Source organism: Mesorhizobium sp. M0983 (genome assembly GCF_040318975.1).
Classification (GTDB): domain Bacteria; phylum Pseudomonadota; class Alphaproteobacteria; order Rhizobiales; family Rhizobiaceae; genus Mesorhizobium.
In genome coordinates this window covers 61,032-75,822 of the sequence record NZ_JAMYNH010000002.1, presented here as the reverse complement: position 1 = coordinate 75,822, position 14,791 = coordinate 61,032, and the positions used below count along the sequence as shown (strand labels likewise).

The window sequence follows — 14,791 nt, the reverse complement described above, 5'->3', positions numbered from 1 at the left end:
ATCTTTAGACTTGCTTGGTCACCCAAGCGGACAACATTTTTCTTTAAAATCGGGGATAATATCGAGTGACAAACGTCTTTCCTTCAAACCTAGCCTTCGGCATCTTCGATCATCTGGACGAGGACGGCCTCGATATCGCCCGGCAGTACGAAGATCGCCTGATATTAGCAGAGGCGTGCGATCAGCTAGGGTTCTATGCCTATCATCTCGCAGAGCACCACTGTACCCCCCATGGGAGAGGTCCATCGCCGAATCTGTTCTTATCGAGCGTCGCCCAGCGCACCCGGCGCCTGCGTCTCGGACCCTTGGTGATGCTGCTTGCGCTTTATCATCCGCTGCGTGCGTTCGAAGAGATCTGTATGCTGGACCAGTTGAGCGGTGGCAGGCTCGAACTGGGCATAGGGCGCGGTGCTCTCCCGATCGAATTGAGTTACTTCGGGATTGGTGCGGACGCGGTGCCGGGCCGCTATGCGGAAGCCAGCGAAATTCTTGTTGAAATACTTTTAATGCCATGAAGGTTGGCACGCTGTGCTATCAAGGCCGCCATTTTGAGCTCAATGACGTTCCTTTGACGCTAAGACCTCATCAGCGTCCACATCCGCCGACATGGGTCGCCGCCAATCGACCCGAGTCCGCAGCCTGGGCCGCTGCGAATGGAGCAAATATCGCGTGTGTAGGACCTTCCTCTTCTGTTCGCAAAACTACTGATGCGTTCCGCGCCTATCAAGAGGACAACGCTGGCGCGGGCGATCAAGCGCCATTTATTGGATTGCTCCGCATGGTCGTGGTTGGGCGTTGTGACACACATGCCTATTCGCTCGCGGCACCTGCTTACGAACGATGGCTCAAGAGCTTCCAATTCCTTTACGAGCTTAACGCTATCCCCACTCCACCCAACCTGCCGCTGACCTTCGATGCGGCAGTCGAGAGTGAATTGTGCGTGGTAGGATCAGCAGCGTCTGTGCGAGAAGCTCTGCTCAGTCAGTTGGAAGAGGCAGGTGCTAACTACCTTCTTTGTCAACTGGCATTTGGGAATCTGCCGCTAGATGCTTCCCTATACACCGCGACGACCATTCAATCCGAAATCATGGCTCGACTTGGCTGACCGTGGAATTGGCGGTCTGATCCGAAGGTAAATCGTTGTAACAGCGCTCCCTCACATTGCTCGAGCGTGCACGTGGTGGGGATTGGGAAATCGTGAGGGAGGCCAAACTGACGACGAGCCGGCGGCACAGATTACCAGGTTTGTGCGTTGGCCGGCATCTGGGCACGGTGTGAGACTGCACGATCCTAAGGAGCTGATGGCCGAGCGCGCCACGGTGCCGGCACGCGTCTGCTCGTCGCGCTCGCGCTAGTCATTGCCCATAGCCGGCCGCAGAGGTTCTTCTCGACCGGGGCGGCGCCGGTGGCGGCTCCCGCATCCAGCTTCATCAGCGGCTCGGCGGTAGCAAAGCCGTCACTCGCTACGGCGCTGTGAGGGCGCGCTCGCGAGCGGCTTTAGTTGTGTGCGTCAAGTTCTGCAAAATGGCGTGGCATTGCGGTGACGTCGGCGTGTCCGCCGCGCAGCCCCCGTGTTTAGCGGAGCGGCGTGCACCGCGGCCGGATAACGACGCTGGAGGAAATCGTTCGCAGCCGGTCTTCACGATCCGCGCGAGTGCTTTGCATGAATGCTGCCTGCTTCCTCGTCTGCGGCGGCCCGAGTGTCCGCCGGCACGCCGAGTCAATGCCAGTACCACAAGGCCGGCAAGACGTCAGGTCTGGGAGCCAGCTTGTACGGTCGTATCGTATTCGGGAATGTCGTCGAAGGAGGCGTAGTTGAGATTGTAGAGTTTGGAATAGAGGCCCCCCGTGGCTATTAGCTGATCGTGGTTGCCAGCCGCAATAACTTGGCCATTCTGAAGCACGATGATGCGGTCGGAACCCCGGATCGTGGCAAGACGGTGGGCGATCACGAGGCCAGTACGGCCTTCAAGCAGCTTTATCAGAGCCTTCTGAATCTGCATTTCCGTGTAGCTGTCGATGTTGGCGGTAGCTTCGTCGAGCACGAGGATCTTGGCGTCGGCGACGAGGGCGCGGGCGAAACTGATAAGCTGGCGCTGGCCGAGAGATAAGTTGTCGCCGCGTTCGCCAAGTTGGGTCTCATACCCATCGGCGAGGCTCATGATGAAGTCGTGGGCGCCGACCGCCTTGGCCGCCTCGATCACCTTGTCTCGCGTGGCCTCTGTCTTGTGGTATCGAATGTTCTCGAAGACCGTCCCGGTGAACAGGAATGGCTCCTGCAGCACCATGGCGACCTGGCGGCCGAGCGATTCCTGAGTGAGATCGCGCACATCATATCCACCGACCAGCACTTGGCCCTGCTGAACATCATAGAAGCGGTGGACCAGGGCCATCGCACTCGATTTGCCAGAACCGCTCGGCCCGACCAGTGCGACCGTCTCGCCGGGATTGACCCGGAAGGAAACATTTTTCAGCACCGAACGGTTCGGATTGTAGCCGAAGGTGACGTCCCTGAACTCGACCGAGCCGTCCATTTCGGGCGAAAGCACCTCGGCATTGGGTTTGTCCTGAACATCGATCTTGACGTCGAGCACATCGGCCAGGCGCTTGCCTGAGGCCATGGCGCGCTGCATGACCGAATATTGCAGGGTGAGTGAGCGGATCGGGTCAAAGAAGCGCTGGATGTAAAATAGGTAGGCAACCAATACGCCCACATCTATGCGGCCATTCAGGACCATCGAGCCGCCGACCACAATAACGGCGGCCATGGCGAGGCCGGTGAGGCCATCGACGATAGGCACCATGACCAGTGCATATTTGGCAGCGATCAGGTGGGTCCTGAGGTTGGCATGGGCCTTGTCGTCAAAAAGGATGAAATTCACCTGCTGGCGGTCCATGGACTGGACGGTGCGCACGCCGTGAATGGCTTCGGCCTGCGCGCCGTTGACGACGGAATTAGTCTCGTGTGCAGCCATGAAGGCGGCGCGGGCACGCGGCAGCCAGACAATGCGGACGATCACCAGGACCGGCAGAACCGAGAGCGTCAGGAGGCCGAGGCGGAAGTCGAGCCACAGCATTAGGAAAACGATGCCGAAGAGAAGCGCAACATCGCCTACGGAATATACCGAGGTTTCGAGGAATTCCTGTATGGAGTTGACGTCGCCTTGCAGGCGCGACATGAGGCGTCCGACCTCGGTCTTGTCCATGAAGGAGAGCGAGACCTTCTGCAGATGGCCAAACATGGCGCGGCGGATGTCGAACAGGACAGTTTCGGCCACTTTCCCAACCACGGTTTCCTGCATGTAGCCGGCAGCGAAATTGACCAAAATCGCCAAAACGAACGCGCCGACGGCCGCAAGCTGGGCTGAGCGATCGTTCCTTGCCGGGTTCATGCCCTGGTCGATCGCGTAGCTGATGATCAACGGGATGAGAAGCTGCGTCCCGGTGAAGATCAGCATTGCTGCAATCGTGATGACTACCCTGGCCCGATAGGGACGGACGAAGGCCCAGATGCGCCGGAGGATGCTCTTGTCGAAAGCCCGGCCGAACATCTCCTCCTCGATGCGGTGCGAGCCGACAACCGCGCGCGGAGGGCGTCTGCCGTCGTCACGGTCGGCTTCGAGTTCGCCGGCGCGGCCCTGGGCCATCAGCGGGCGTCCCCATACTGGGTCATAATGTCATCACCCGGGCGCGTCTGGAGATCGTAAAGGGCCCTGTAGCGTCCCCGCTTCGCCAAAAGCTCTTGATGCGTGCCGCGTTCTACGATTTCGCCGTTATCGACAAAAAGGATCTGATCGGCATGCATAAGCGCACTCAGCCGGTGCGCGATGATGATCGTCACCCGATCCTTGGCGAAGCGCCGCATCGCCGCGCGGATGCGCTGCTCGGTGCCGGCATCGATCGCGGCCGTTGAGTCGTCGAAAACGACGACGGAGGGGCGCAGCATCATGGTGCGAGCAATCGTGAGACGCTGGCGCTGGCCGCCAGAGAGAGAGACGCCGCGTTCGCCCACGACCGTCTCGTAGCCTGCTGGGAGCCCGAGGATGTAGTTGTGGAGCTGGGCGAATTCGCCAGCGCGTTCTATTCGCTGTCTCTTCGCCCAGGGATCGCCATAAGCGATGTTGTTCTCGATCGTGGTGGTGAATAGGAATGCATCCTGCTGTACGACGGCGACCGCCTTGCGAAGCGTCGCGAGGGTGACATTACGTATGTCCTGGCCGTCCAGCGTGATGGCGCCACCGGTCACGTCGTAAAAGCGGGGGACCAGATGAGCCATCGTCGATTTGCCCGAACCCGGCGGACCGACGATCGCGATCGTCTCGCCTCTACGGGCCTCAAAGCTGAGGTTCTTCAAAATGGCGCGGTTTTCGGCGCTGGGGTACGCAAATGAGACATTGTGGAAGCGCAGAGTGCCGTCGCTTATCTCGAGCGGTCTGGCCTCGAGAGCATCCCTGATTGTGATCTCCTGGTCGAGGAGACCGAAAAGCCGAGAACCGCAGCTAGAAGCGCGGGCAAAGGCATTGACCATGAGGCCGATCTGGCGGACTGGCATTTGCAGGATTGTCATGAAGGTCAGGAAGGTCGCCACCGTTCCGACGCTGATCTCGCCAGCGACGAGCCTGCTGCCACCGATCCAGAGCACCAATCCCATTGCGAAAAAGAAGGACAAGGTCATCGCCGACGTGCTGGGCACGTAGATGTCAACTCGGTCGTGGGCGAGGTCGAGCGCGTTCTTGGAAGCGCCGTCGAACTTCAGCATCTCATAGGCTTGAGACGCAAAAGCGCGGACCACGCGGATGCCTGCGAGATTTTCCTCCATCACGCGGCTTAGTACCGAAAGCCGCTCATGCAGGTCGAGCCAGGTGGCGCGCAGCCTAAGCTGTGTGGCCGATGAGCGCCAGGCGACAAAAGGCACGAAGCTCAGCGCGACCAGGCCGAGCATGGGATCGGTCGAGATCATCATGTAGGCGCCGATCCCGATCAGCATGGTGAGCAGGAGCACGCGAACGAGCGCGGTGGAAAAATACATCCGCACGCCTTGGAGATCGAGCATTCCGATGGTGATCAGATCGCCTGAATGGACCCGGTCGTGAAAGGAAAAGCTGAGACGCTGGATCTTGTCGTAGTAGGCGAGCCGCAGTTCGTACGCGACATGATGCCCGACGGCTTCGGCAAAATAGTTCTGCGCCATCGTGAAAAGGCCGCGTAGCGCGCTGACGGCGAGCAGCAGGAGAGCCGGGGTCCAGAGCGCTTGTCCTGCCGCGGTCCCCGCGACACCGCCCCCAATGGCTGTCTGGGTCTGGTCGACAGCCCGGCCGAGAAGCTGGGGAATGAGCAACTGGAGGATTGCCGCCATGATCGTCGAGCCCATAGCGAAGGCGACCTGCCAGGGATGCCGCAAATTCATACGCGTGATGCGCAACAGCGTACTCAAATCCCGGCCCCAGGGCGCCGCTTCCACATGGGTCAACGAATTCAGAGCGTTCGTTGCGCTGCCGATAGCATCACTGCTCACGGGTGTATTCCCGACTGCATTTTGCGCCTTCGAGGCAAGCCGAAGGACCAATCATCAAAGGGGCCCGCCATTGTTAATCCTGTCCACCACCTGCAGCAGTGCCCGTTCCTATAAGCCGAGCCGCGGTTTCACTTACTGGCATGTCGATCACCGTGATTCCGCTTGCCGCAAGGAAACGCGCTTCGTTTCTGGTCAGCGTTTCCGCGTCCATTACCGCGCAATGTGGACCTCGGGAGCGCTTCATGATCTGCCTGGCGTAGGTGCGCAGCATCTGACCGTTGAAGCGGCAGCCAACGAAGAAAAATCCACGGGTGATGCGCCGTTCCTTCACCACGTCTGGGATCGGTGTCTGGATATCGATTTCGGTCAGGACTTCGACATAGTCGGAATCTGCGACGAGAAAGTTTTGCGCCGGCCTAATACTCCCGTGAGGTGTATAGAGAACCGTCTTTGCCCCCGATCGGGGGTCGAGTTCCCTCCCGGACAGATCGTAGGTTTTCGTCCAAATGTCCCGGATTTCGTTCGCCCGCGTGACGCCTTGTATCTCGACGACGTCCGTTCGGCCGGTCTCTACGAGAGCCGTGCGCATCGCGCTGTCGTACCAGCTGTCGACGATGAGGGAGAGCGGCAGCCTTGCGAGCCAGGCGTGGAGGACGGTCGGCGCCACCGGTGCTGCGAATATGTCGGTCATCCAAGCTTGAAGCGTCCGGCGATGCCGGCGCTGTTCGATGAACTGCGCAACCGACCACATATTGGTGCGGATCTTGGAAGGGGCTGGCGCCCGCGCATTGAGTGCCGCGGCAACGACCTCCGGCGTATGCGGCACAGGCGGTTCCGCACAGTTGAACCCAAGAAGACCCGGACCGAGATAGGGGATCACCTCATCGGCGGCGAGCGCTTGCTTCGCCAGGTCAAGCAGCTTTTCGGCAAAACTGTCCCGCACGATGACGAGGTGGCCCGATGTCGGGATCGTGTTCATGCTCGTTTCCTCGCGACGCCCCTTATCAATGGGCAGCATCAGTCATCTTCGGAAATCTTCCTTGCCTCGACGGTGATCGGCAGACGCGTATCCCGCGGAAGATCGGGTAGGAGGAGCCGCCACCCGTTCCTGAGCGTCACAGTCCCGCCCCACAACTCTTCCTTCTCAAGCTTGATGATCGGCTCTTCGAGGTCCTTCTTGGGGACGTACGCCGATAAGCCAGCATCGGTCCTGCGGATCATGACTTTCATCTGGCCGTCCCTTCATTGGTATTGCTTTCAGCACTGCCGGGATCCTCGGCTTTGTCGAGGCTCATCAGTTCACGGGCTCGCATGCCGACGACCGTGCCACGGTCGATCCATTCGACCGCATAGATGAAGAACTGCTGGAGAAAGGTGCCAATGTCGCGCACATATCCCTCGTCGCCCTTCCGCACGAGATTTTCGCCGATCTCCCTGCCAGGATAGGTACCGTCATTCTTTATGTGCCGAATGGCACGAACCCGCTCTCCCGGCATGAATCGTGGAGGCCTGCGGATTTCGACCTCCTCTTCGCGTCCGAGCCACATGTCGGTTCCCTGGTTTCTCTTGAAGCTGCAGGTTGGGAACAAGGCGCTCCAGGCGTGCTTTGGAGGCAGCCCCGACCATCTCGGCATCCCAATTGTCGGTCACGCAGGAACGCAGGTCTTCGGCACCGGACATACCGAGGCACATTGCTGCGTATCGAAGGCTCCCTCGCATTCGGTGCACTTTTGCGTGTCGACCACATAGCTCTCGCCTTTGAACTTGATCGCGCCGGAGGGACATTCGAATTCGCAGGCGCCGCATTGGGTGCATTGGGATGCGATGATCTTGAAAGCCATTTTAACTCCTGGTCCGAATGGATGAGACAGCTCAGGCCGTCGCCGCGAGTGCGGGGGTCCTAGACGCGGCGGCGTAAATCGCGCTGATTGCGGTCTCGATATAGTCATGGGCATATGCGTCGGTGGCTTGGATTCCAGCGTCGGCGAGCTGATCCTGCGGGCAGTTTCCGATCTTGGCGCACAGCACGATATCTATGCCTTCAAGCGCTGCGATGACGCCATCGAGAGCGGCTTCTCCGCCCCAGCCGCCGAGGCAATACTGTTCCACCTTGCGATGCCCGACAAAGCTGATCCCCCTCGACGAGGCTTGATAAACCTGGAATTCCTTCGCGTGGCCGAAATGTTCATTGACGCGGCCGCCGCCCTTAGTCGCCACCGCGAAGAGAAGGGGCTTGCCGGGGCCCGCTGCCTTAACCATTCCGATCGCTTGGCTCCTGGCCGTCACGTGATCACGGCGCTCCTGCACGACCAACTCCCGATAGGCCTTGCGCTTGCTGGCATCGTAGGTGACCGCGCCGGGAATCCGGTCGGCCGTGAATTCCTGGCCACGATCCTCGCCAAGCAGGCCGACGGCATCTGCCCGGCACTGCCGGCAGTGGCGCATCAACTGGGCGCCGCCTTCGAGACGATCCTGAAGAGCCTTCATCTCCATTGCGTTTGGGCCGCGCTGCCCGCTCAGTCCGTAGTGCGTGCCGTGCGCCGGGTCCGAAATCAGCGGCATGACGTTGTGCAGGAACGCGCCTCGCTCCTTGACCCATCTATTCACCTCAATCAGATGCTCATCATTCACGCCGGGGATCATCACCGAATTGATTTTGGTGAGGATGCCGCGCGCACTCAGCATCTCCAGGCCCAACATCTGCCGCTCGTGCAGGATCCGGGCGGCTTCGATGCCGACGTAGCGGCGATGGTCGTAAAAGATCCAAGGATAGATCTTTGCACCGACCTCAGGGTCGACCATGTTGATGGTGATCGTCACGTGATCGACATTCATGTCGGCAAGCTCATCGACATGGTCCGGCAGCGCGAGCCCATTCGTGGAGATGCAAGACTTGATGTCTGGGATTTCCCTGGCGACTCGTTCGAACGTTGCCTTCGTCTTCTTCCAGTCGTAACAGGCATCGCCCGGTCCGGCGATGCCGAGCACGGAAAGCTGCGGCACCTCGTTGGCGACCGCAATCACCCTGCGTAGCGCCTGGTCGGGCGTCAGCTTTTCGGAGACCACCCCAGGCCGGCTTTCGTTGGCGCAGTCATATTTGCGATTGCAGTAGTTGCACTGGATATTGCAGCCGGGCGCGACCGCGACGTGTATGCGCGCGAAATAGTGGTGCGCCTCTTCTGAAAAGCAGGGGTGATCCTTGATCTTCTCCCAGATAGCCGGATCCGTGTCGTTCGGCTTTGTCGACGAGCCGCAGGACGAAGACGCGCAGCCACCAGCTTTCACGGTGGCAAGCAACTGGTCACCTAATGTCGTGCTGAGGCTCTCAACCGAAATTGCCGGTGCGGACATCGAACGGCTCCGTTGCTGGGAATGTCGCAGTTCAAAGCGCAAGAGCTATGCCAGCTCAAAGAGCGGTTTTGGTTCACGAATTGGCTTTTCGTGTCGGATTCCGTCGGCTTGCCCCGGACACTTTTGTCGGGCTACCGACAGTGGACAAACAAATAGGGTCGCGAGGCTACCAGCCTTTGGGCGCGCAGAGTGTGAGGGAGACTACTCCGGGCTTACGTTTCACCAGCGGATGCCTAGAATTTCTTCACCTCGATACCATGCCGGCGCAGGGCGTAGCCGACTTGCCGCGGCGTGAGGCCGAGGATACGAGCCGCCCTGGCCTGAACCCAACCGGCCTTGTCCATCGCGTCGATCAGCCGGTCGCGTTCCGTCAGACGCGGGGGACAAGCGGGATCGTTCGGATCGCCGGCCGTAAGGGGAGATACCTTGCCCGCCGAGGCACCGATGCGACTGGCCGGCAGCTGCAATCCGACCGGCACTGCGTTGACCCGTGCGAGATCGTCGATGGCATTGCCGCCATTCGAGCGGTCGACTCCCTTCCAGAGGAGCCAGGAAAGGCACTGGCTCTTCTTACAGGCGAAATCGGATGGAGTGATCGTCCTTGAACGCGCAAGTGTGGCCGTCCTTTGGACGCAGTTCTCCAGTTCGCGGACGTTACCAGGGAAGTAGCATTGCGAGATCAGGTCAAGCGCCGACGGCGCGAAGGCGAGTGCGCGATCGTTCTCCTTGTTGAATCGGTCGAGGAAGGCGTTCGCAAGGCGTGGAATATCGCCGGGTCGCTCTCTGAGCGGAGGCAGGATGATTGGCACCACATTGATGCGGTAATAAAGGTCGGCCCGGAACTCCCCTTTTATGACGGCCGTCTCGAGGTCCTTGTTGGTGGCGCATATGAGGCGGACGTCGACCTGTAGCGTTTTGGTGCCGCCGACTCGCTCCAACTCGCCTTCCTGCAAGACACGCAACAGCTTGGCTTGAAAGGCCGGCGAAATCTCGCCGATTTCATCAAGTAGCAGCGTTCCCTCATTTGCCAATTCAAAACGACCGGCGCGCTGGGAGATAGCACCCGTGAAAGCGCCCTTTTCATGCCCAAACAGTTCTGACTCCAGAACGCTTTCAGACAGTGCGGCGCAGTTCAATTTGACGAAAGACTTCTTTCTCCGACGTGAGAGCTTATGGATGGCCTGCGCAAAGAATTCCTTGCCGGTGCCGCTTTCACCCCGCAGAAGCACGGTGGAATTAGTCCCTGCTACGACCGAGACGGTTTCGAGCACCTGCTTGAGTGCGGGGCTTTCCCCGACGATCCCGTCGATTTTGACGTCCGCCTGCCGGGCAGGGTGGCAGATCCTCCCCTCGTTGGGCGATTTCTCCGGTCTCCATTGCTCATGGACAGACCCCTGACGATCTGTACTCAGGATACGATGGAGACGGATGGTCCGGCCGACAAGGTTGGCGACCATCGTCAGGAAGTATGTGTCCTCGTCATTGCGAAAGTCGGTGGCGCCGTCTCCGGCCCGGTCGATCGACAATGTCCCAAGTATCTTATGATCAGCCTTTAGCGGGATACCGATAAAGGCAATTGGGATGGTGCCGCTGCCCGAAGACGTTTGAAGGTTAGCCTGAAATAGTTGGGACTTGCGGACGTCCGGTATGAAGAGCGGCGTCCCCGTAGCGACGATTTGATCTGTTACGGCCTGTGGTGTGACGCGGCGAGTGCCTGATTGAGGTGGCGTGGGTATTGCCGGCAGTTGCTGCAATTTCCGGCTCTCCTTCAGCGTCCAGGACGACGATTGCTCCCTGACGCATCTGCAGAAACGAAGGGAGGATGTTCACGACATTGGCGAGCGTAATCTCCAGCTCGCTGGGGGCGGTCAGCACCTTCGATATCTCGTAGAGTCCCCTGAGCGCGATATCTGCTTGGGGCATGCTTTTGATGGGCGGTTCAGGGCGGGTATCCCGAGGTCCTACCTCGTCGACCCGATCTTGCGGTACGTGAGCCATGGAAACACCTCAGGGGTTGTCGTCCAGAGTGCTCCTCCTTTTGAATCTGAATTCTGAAAGCACAGTATTCACGAGCCTCTCTTGTTGCGAGGCGATTCCAGCAAAGATAGGCTTGGCGTTGGTCGCGACCTCAGGTGTACCAAGATTGACCCTGTTGATACGGTGCGTGCCTCGGTCATCCGAATTTGAAGAGGACTCCGAAGCCGCCGCGTGGATAGTTCCACTCGATCTCGCCATTGGTCTCGCACAAAATCCGGCAGGTACCGCACTCCATGCAGCCGTCGGCGGTGATCTCCACTTGACCTTTGTCGTTCAACTCATAGCATTTCGCCGGGCAGACGTGGGTCAGCGCGAGCAAGTTCGCGCTTGGCGTCTCGTGCGGTAGCACTTTGATATGCGGACGGCCGGAATCCACCAAGTAGCGGTTCTGGTAAAGCTTGTCCTCGACACGTGACTTCGTCACTGCGATCGTCATTTCGTCTCCCCTCAGCGCCACGCCAATGCAAGGCGGACCGCGTCGCTGACCAGCCCCCAGCGCGAGCGCGCCTTGATGAAGGCCGCCGTCGTAGCCTTTTCCTTCTCGATCTTCGGCGTCCCGTCGACACGCATGAAGTTCTGCGCGGCTTGCGACATCAACCGCGGATAGGTCGTGAAATAATTGCAGGAATTGGTGTGGAGCAAGGCCGGCATGTCTTTGTATTTCCTTAGGTCCTTGACCACGAAGGACTTGTCCAGCATGGCTTTGTAAAGGGCGAGATTCCGTTTGGTCATAGGACCGTTGCGGCTCTTGACCTCGACGATTGCCTCAGCCGCGATGCGGCCGGAGGTCATGGCGAGGTTCGAACCCTCGCGGTGAATGGCGTTGTTCAGTTGCGCGGCATCGCCGACCACGACCCAGCCGTCGCCAAAGAGCTGCGGAATAGCCTTGTAGCCGCCTTCGGGAATGAGATGCGCGGAGTATTCTTTCACTTCCGAGCCGGCGATCAGCGGCCGGATCGAAGGATGGCTTTTTAAGGCGTCGAGGAGGACGTAAGGGCTCTCGACCATCGCGGCGAAATCGGAGACGAGGCAGCCAATGCCCAGTGAGATCGACTCCTTGTTGGTGTAGAGGAAGCCGAGCCCGGCCATGCTGCGGGAGGTCGTGCCCACCGCCTCTATCACGCAGCCTTCATCGCCCTTGAGGCCGAACCGCTGCTCAATGACCTCTTCGGGCAGGAAATGCATTTCCTTGACGGCGAGCGCCACGGTTTGCGGCTTCGGCATCTCGCGCAGGCCGGCCCGCGTGCCAAGCAGTCCGCAGACACCTTCTGCGAGAACGACCACGTCCGCGTAGATGGCTCCGCCGGCCCGGTCTGTGCGGACGCCGATCACCCTGCCCTTGGCGTCACGGATGAGTTCCGTCACGGTCGTCTCGCACAGAACCGTCGCGCCGGCCTCGCGCACCTTACGCGAAAACCATTTATCGAACTGGGCACGGATGATCGTGTAGCGGTTGGGCTTCGCCTCATTGAAGTCGTCCGATCGATAGTGAATCCCGGTGTGGGACGTGTCGTCCATCACCCAAAGCCGCTGTTCAACCAAATGCCGCTCGAGAGGCGCATCGTCCCGGAAATCAGGGATGATCTTCTCCAGCATGTTCGCGTACATGATGGCACCCTGGACATTCTTGGAGCCCGGGTATTCACCCCGCTCCAACTGCAGCACCGTCAGGCCGTGGCTGGCCATGGTGTAAGCAGCTGCGTTTCCGGACATGCCGGCACCAATAACAATGGCGTCGAATTTTTCCTCGATCATGTCCATCTCTTAGCTCGCAAGCTTATCGCGACTGTGGGGCGACAGCCGCCGGGTGAAGGCTTCCGTCAGTGCGGGCAGGAAGCGGATCGCGTCGGTGACGATCCCGAGGTGAGCGAAATCGAAAATCGGCGCGTTCGGGTCGGTGTTGATGGCCACGATGAGATCCGCCCCCTCGACGCCAACCCGATGCTGGACGGCGCCGGAAATCCCGGCCGCTATGTAAAGCTTCGGCCGGATGGTCTTGCCAGTTTGGCCGATCTGCCGATCAGCCGACATCCAGCTCTTCTGGACCAACGGGCGCGAACAGCCATGCTCGGCGCCAATTGCTCGCGCGAGATTCTTCACAAGCTGCAGGTTCTCCGCCGCGCCTAGACCGAGGCCTCCCGCAACCACGACGTCGGCATAGGCAAGATTTGACTTTGTCGACTGACTATCCGGCAGGAAACCGAGGACTTTGGTAACGATCTCGTCCTCCGCTACCGACAGCTTGTGCCGGATGACACGGCCGACCGGTTTATCCGCCCGCTGCGGCATGGGCATGACCCTCGGTCGCACTGTCGCCATCTGCGGGCGGAAATTGAGCGTATAGATCGTGCACAACAAGGAACCGCCGAAAGTCGGACGGGTCGCCGCCAGCGAACCGTCGGCATCCACATCGAGTTCGGTGCAGTCGGCCGTGAGCCCTGTCTGCAAGGTCGTCGCCACGGAACCGGCAAGATCCCTGCCAAGTGTGGTGGCACCGAGAAGAAGGATCTCAGGTTTGTGGGTATCAACCAGATCCGTCATCGCCTTGGTGAAAGGCTCGTTCCGATAGTCGGCGAGCAGCGGCGCCTCGACGATGTAGACAAGGTCGGCGCCATAAGCGAAGGCTTCGGCAACGGCGTTCCCCATGGCCTCTCCCGGCGGTCCAAGCACGACGCCCGCAAGCTGGACCTGAAGCTTGTCGGCTAACTTGCGGCCTTCACCGAGCAGTTCGAATGATACGGGATGGACCTGGCCGCGTTCGAGCTCGATGAAAACCCAGACGTGCCGGTAGTCCTTGAAATGCGCGGGCAGCTCCTTCTTTATGCCGGCCCGGCCGGCGGCAGGGCGAGGGGTTTCTCGGTTCGCGCTCGACATCGTCTGCTCCTTGCCGTCACGCGCCGCCGTTGAAGGCGAGCTCATGTTCCAGCGCCGGCTGGCGCGTGAAGATTGCGGTGATGAGTTCGTCAGCGACATCGCGCAAGGCCATCTCGGCGGTGTCGATTTGTGCCGCCTTTTCCGCCCGCGCAGGAGGGGCGAAAACGCGCTTAACGACCGTCGGTGAACCGCGCAGGCCGCATTTGGTGAGATCCTCAATGCCGGCGTCGGCCGCAGTCCATTTCAAGACCTGGCTGCGCGCGGCGCATAGGGCGTCCTGGATCGAGCCCCGGCGGATCTCGTTTGTGCCTTCCAGCATCGTGATGAGGCAAGGAAGCCTGCTCTTCAGCATCTGCGTGCCGCCTTCGGAGCGGCGCTCGACCTTGATCTCGCGCGCAGCAAGGTCAATAGAGGCGATCTTCGCGACATAAGTGAGCTGCAGGAGATCGAGGCGCTTGGCGATGCCGGGTCCGACCTGGGCGGTGTCGCCATCGATCGTCTGCTTGCCGGTGAAGACGAGGTCTGGCGTGCCGAACGTCTCGCCAACCTTCGCGATTGCCTGGGAAAGTGCGAATGATGTCGCAAGTGTGTCGGAGCCGGCAAAATAGCGGTCGGTCAAGAGCACCGCGCGATCGGCGCCGTAACCGAGCGCCTTGCGCAGCGCGTCCTCTGCCATGGGCGGCCCCATGGTGAGCACTGTGACCTCGCCACCATAGGCGTCGCGCAGTCTGAGGGCTTCTTCGAGGGCGAACAGGTCGTACGGGTTGATGATGGTCGGAACACCCTGGCGCATGATCGTGTTCGTCACCGGATGGACCCGTATCTGTGCCGAGTCCGGCACCTGCTTGATGCAGATTACGATGTGCATTGGCGGTTTCTCGAGGCTCCTGTCCGGATGCGGGCTTGGCGGTTCATCTCCTTGGTTTGCATCATTCGTGCCAACTGTTTTGCGTGTCCTCTATTGCTAGAACTTCGGTTGGTTGCTTCTGAGGACGCCGTGGTGATGACCGGATT

At 60.0% G+C, this 14,791-nt stretch carries 11 protein-coding genes and 2 pseudogenes; 1 reads left to right on the top strand and 12 read right to left on the bottom strand.

The features are described from left to right. Nucleotides 1–65 precede the first annotated feature (65 nt). Nucleotides 66–1,105: pseudogene (locus tag NKH71_RS03875) on the top strand (LLM class flavin-dependent oxidoreductase). Between the two features lie 646 nt (nucleotides 1,106–1,751). Here the strand turns inward: NKH71_RS03875 and NKH71_RS03870 are convergent. The 12 genes and pseudogenes from NKH71_RS03870 to NKH71_RS03815 form a co-directional block, all read right to left on the bottom strand. Beyond that, nucleotides 1,752–3,647 (bottom strand): ABC transporter ATP-binding protein, encoded by a 1,896-nt coding sequence (locus NKH71_RS03870; protein ID WP_352715606.1) that lies wholly within the window; start codon nucleotides 3,645–3,647, stop codon nucleotides 1,752–1,754. Then, entirely contained in the window at nucleotides 3,647–5,515 is a 1,869-nt protein-coding gene (locus tag NKH71_RS03865) for an ABC transporter ATP-binding protein (RefSeq protein ID WP_352715609.1), read from the bottom strand. The genes NKH71_RS03870 and NKH71_RS03865 overlap by 1 nt, the downstream gene beginning before the upstream one ends. Before the next feature lie 73 nt (nucleotides 5,516–5,588). After that, a complete protein-coding gene (locus tag NKH71_RS03860) occupies nucleotides 5,589–6,494 on the bottom strand; it encodes an SIR2 family NAD-dependent protein deacylase (RefSeq protein WP_023719298.1) in 906 nt (301 codons plus the stop codon). Nucleotides 6,495–6,532: 38 nt separating this feature from the next. Further along, nucleotides 6,533–6,745, bottom strand: coding sequence for a putative nitrogen fixation protein NifT (gene nifT / locus NKH71_RS03855; RefSeq protein WP_352483773.1), 213 nt, complete (start codon nucleotides 6,743–6,745; stop codon nucleotides 6,533–6,535). Beyond that, nucleotides 6,742–7,062 (bottom strand): nitrogen fixation protein NifZ, encoded by a 321-nt coding sequence (locus tag NKH71_RS03850; RefSeq protein ID WP_023719296.1) that lies wholly within the window; start codon nucleotides 7,060–7,062, stop codon nucleotides 6,742–6,744. Before NKH71_RS03850 ends, nifT begins: the two co-directional genes overlap by 4 nt. A 99-nt stretch (nucleotides 7,063–7,161) precedes the next feature. After that, nucleotides 7,162–7,356, bottom strand: coding sequence for a 4Fe-4S binding protein (locus NKH71_RS03845; protein ID WP_023719295.1), 195 nt, complete (start codon nucleotides 7,354–7,356; stop codon nucleotides 7,162–7,164). Nucleotides 7,357–7,387: 31 nt separating this feature from the next. Continuing rightward, nucleotides 7,388–8,866, bottom strand: a complete 1,479-nt coding sequence (gene nifB, locus NKH71_RS03840) for a nitrogenase cofactor biosynthesis protein NifB (RefSeq protein ID WP_352836515.1) — start codon at nucleotides 8,864–8,866, stop codon at nucleotides 7,388–7,390. Nucleotides 8,867–9,099: 233 nt separating this feature from the next. Continuing rightward, nucleotides 9,100–10,864 (bottom strand): annotated as a pseudogene (gene nifA, locus NKH71_RS03835) (nif-specific transcriptional activator NifA). A gap of 175 nt (nucleotides 10,865–11,039) precedes the next feature. Continuing rightward, nucleotides 11,040–11,339 (bottom strand): ferredoxin family protein, encoded by a 300-nt coding sequence (locus NKH71_RS03830; protein WP_023723062.1) that lies wholly within the window; start codon nucleotides 11,337–11,339, stop codon nucleotides 11,040–11,042. Nucleotides 11,340–11,350: 11 nt separating this feature from the next. Then, a complete protein-coding gene (locus NKH71_RS03825) occupies nucleotides 11,351–12,658 on the bottom strand; it encodes an FAD-binding protein (RefSeq protein WP_352894500.1) in 1,308 nt (435 codons plus the stop codon). Between the two features lie 9 nt (nucleotides 12,659–12,667). Continuing rightward, nucleotides 12,668–13,777 carry an electron transfer flavoprotein subunit alpha/FixB family protein gene (locus tag NKH71_RS03820; protein ID WP_352894669.1) on the bottom strand — a complete coding sequence of 370 codons (1,110 nt, stop codon included), beginning with the start codon at nucleotides 13,775–13,777 and terminating at the stop codon, nucleotides 12,668–12,670. Between the two features lie 16 nt (nucleotides 13,778–13,793). Further along, on the bottom strand, nucleotides 13,794–14,645 hold the full coding sequence (locus tag NKH71_RS03815) for an electron transfer flavoprotein subunit beta/FixA family protein (protein WP_023723065.1): 852 nt from the start codon (nucleotides 14,643–14,645) through the stop codon (nucleotides 13,794–13,796). Between the last annotated feature and the right edge of the window lie 146 nt (nucleotides 14,646–14,791).

Excerpts from the sequence above, each read along its gene's own strand:
- NKH71_RS03870 (WP_352715606.1), bottom strand. The coding sequence starts at position 3,647 with ATGGCCCAGGGCCGCGCCGGCGAACTCGAAGCCGACCGTGACGACGGC.
- NKH71_RS03860 (WP_023719298.1), bottom strand. The coding sequence starts at position 6,494 with ATGAACACGATCCCGACATCGGGCCACCTCGTCATCGTGCGGGACAGT.
- nifT (WP_352483773.1), bottom strand. The coding sequence starts at position 6,745 with ATGAAAGTCATGATCCGCAGGACCGATGCTGGCTTATCGGCGTACGTC.
- NKH71_RS03850 (WP_023719296.1), bottom strand. The coding sequence starts at position 7,062 with ATGTGGCTCGGACGCGAAGAGGAGGTCGAAATCCGCAGGCCTCCACGA.
- NKH71_RS03845 (WP_023719295.1), bottom strand. The coding sequence starts at position 7,356 with ATGGCTTTCAAGATCATCGCATCCCAATGCACCCAATGCGGCGCCTGC.
- nifB (WP_352836515.1), bottom strand. The coding sequence starts at position 8,866 with ATGTCCGCACCGGCAATTTCGGTTGAGAGCCTCAGCACGACATTAGGT.
- NKH71_RS03830 (WP_023723062.1), bottom strand. The coding sequence starts at position 11,339 with ATGACGATCGCAGTGACGAAGTCACGTGTCGAGGACAAGCTTTACCAG.
- NKH71_RS03825 (WP_352894500.1), bottom strand. The coding sequence starts at position 12,658 with ATGATCGAGGAAAAATTCGACGCCATTGTTATTGGTGCCGGCATGTCC.
- NKH71_RS03820 (WP_352894669.1), bottom strand. The coding sequence starts at position 13,777 with ATGTCGAGCGCGAACCGAGAAACCCCTCGCCCTGCCGCCGGCCGGGCC.
- NKH71_RS03815 (WP_023723065.1), bottom strand. The coding sequence starts at position 14,645 with ATGCACATCGTAATCTGCATCAAGCAGGTGCCGGACTCGGCACAGATA.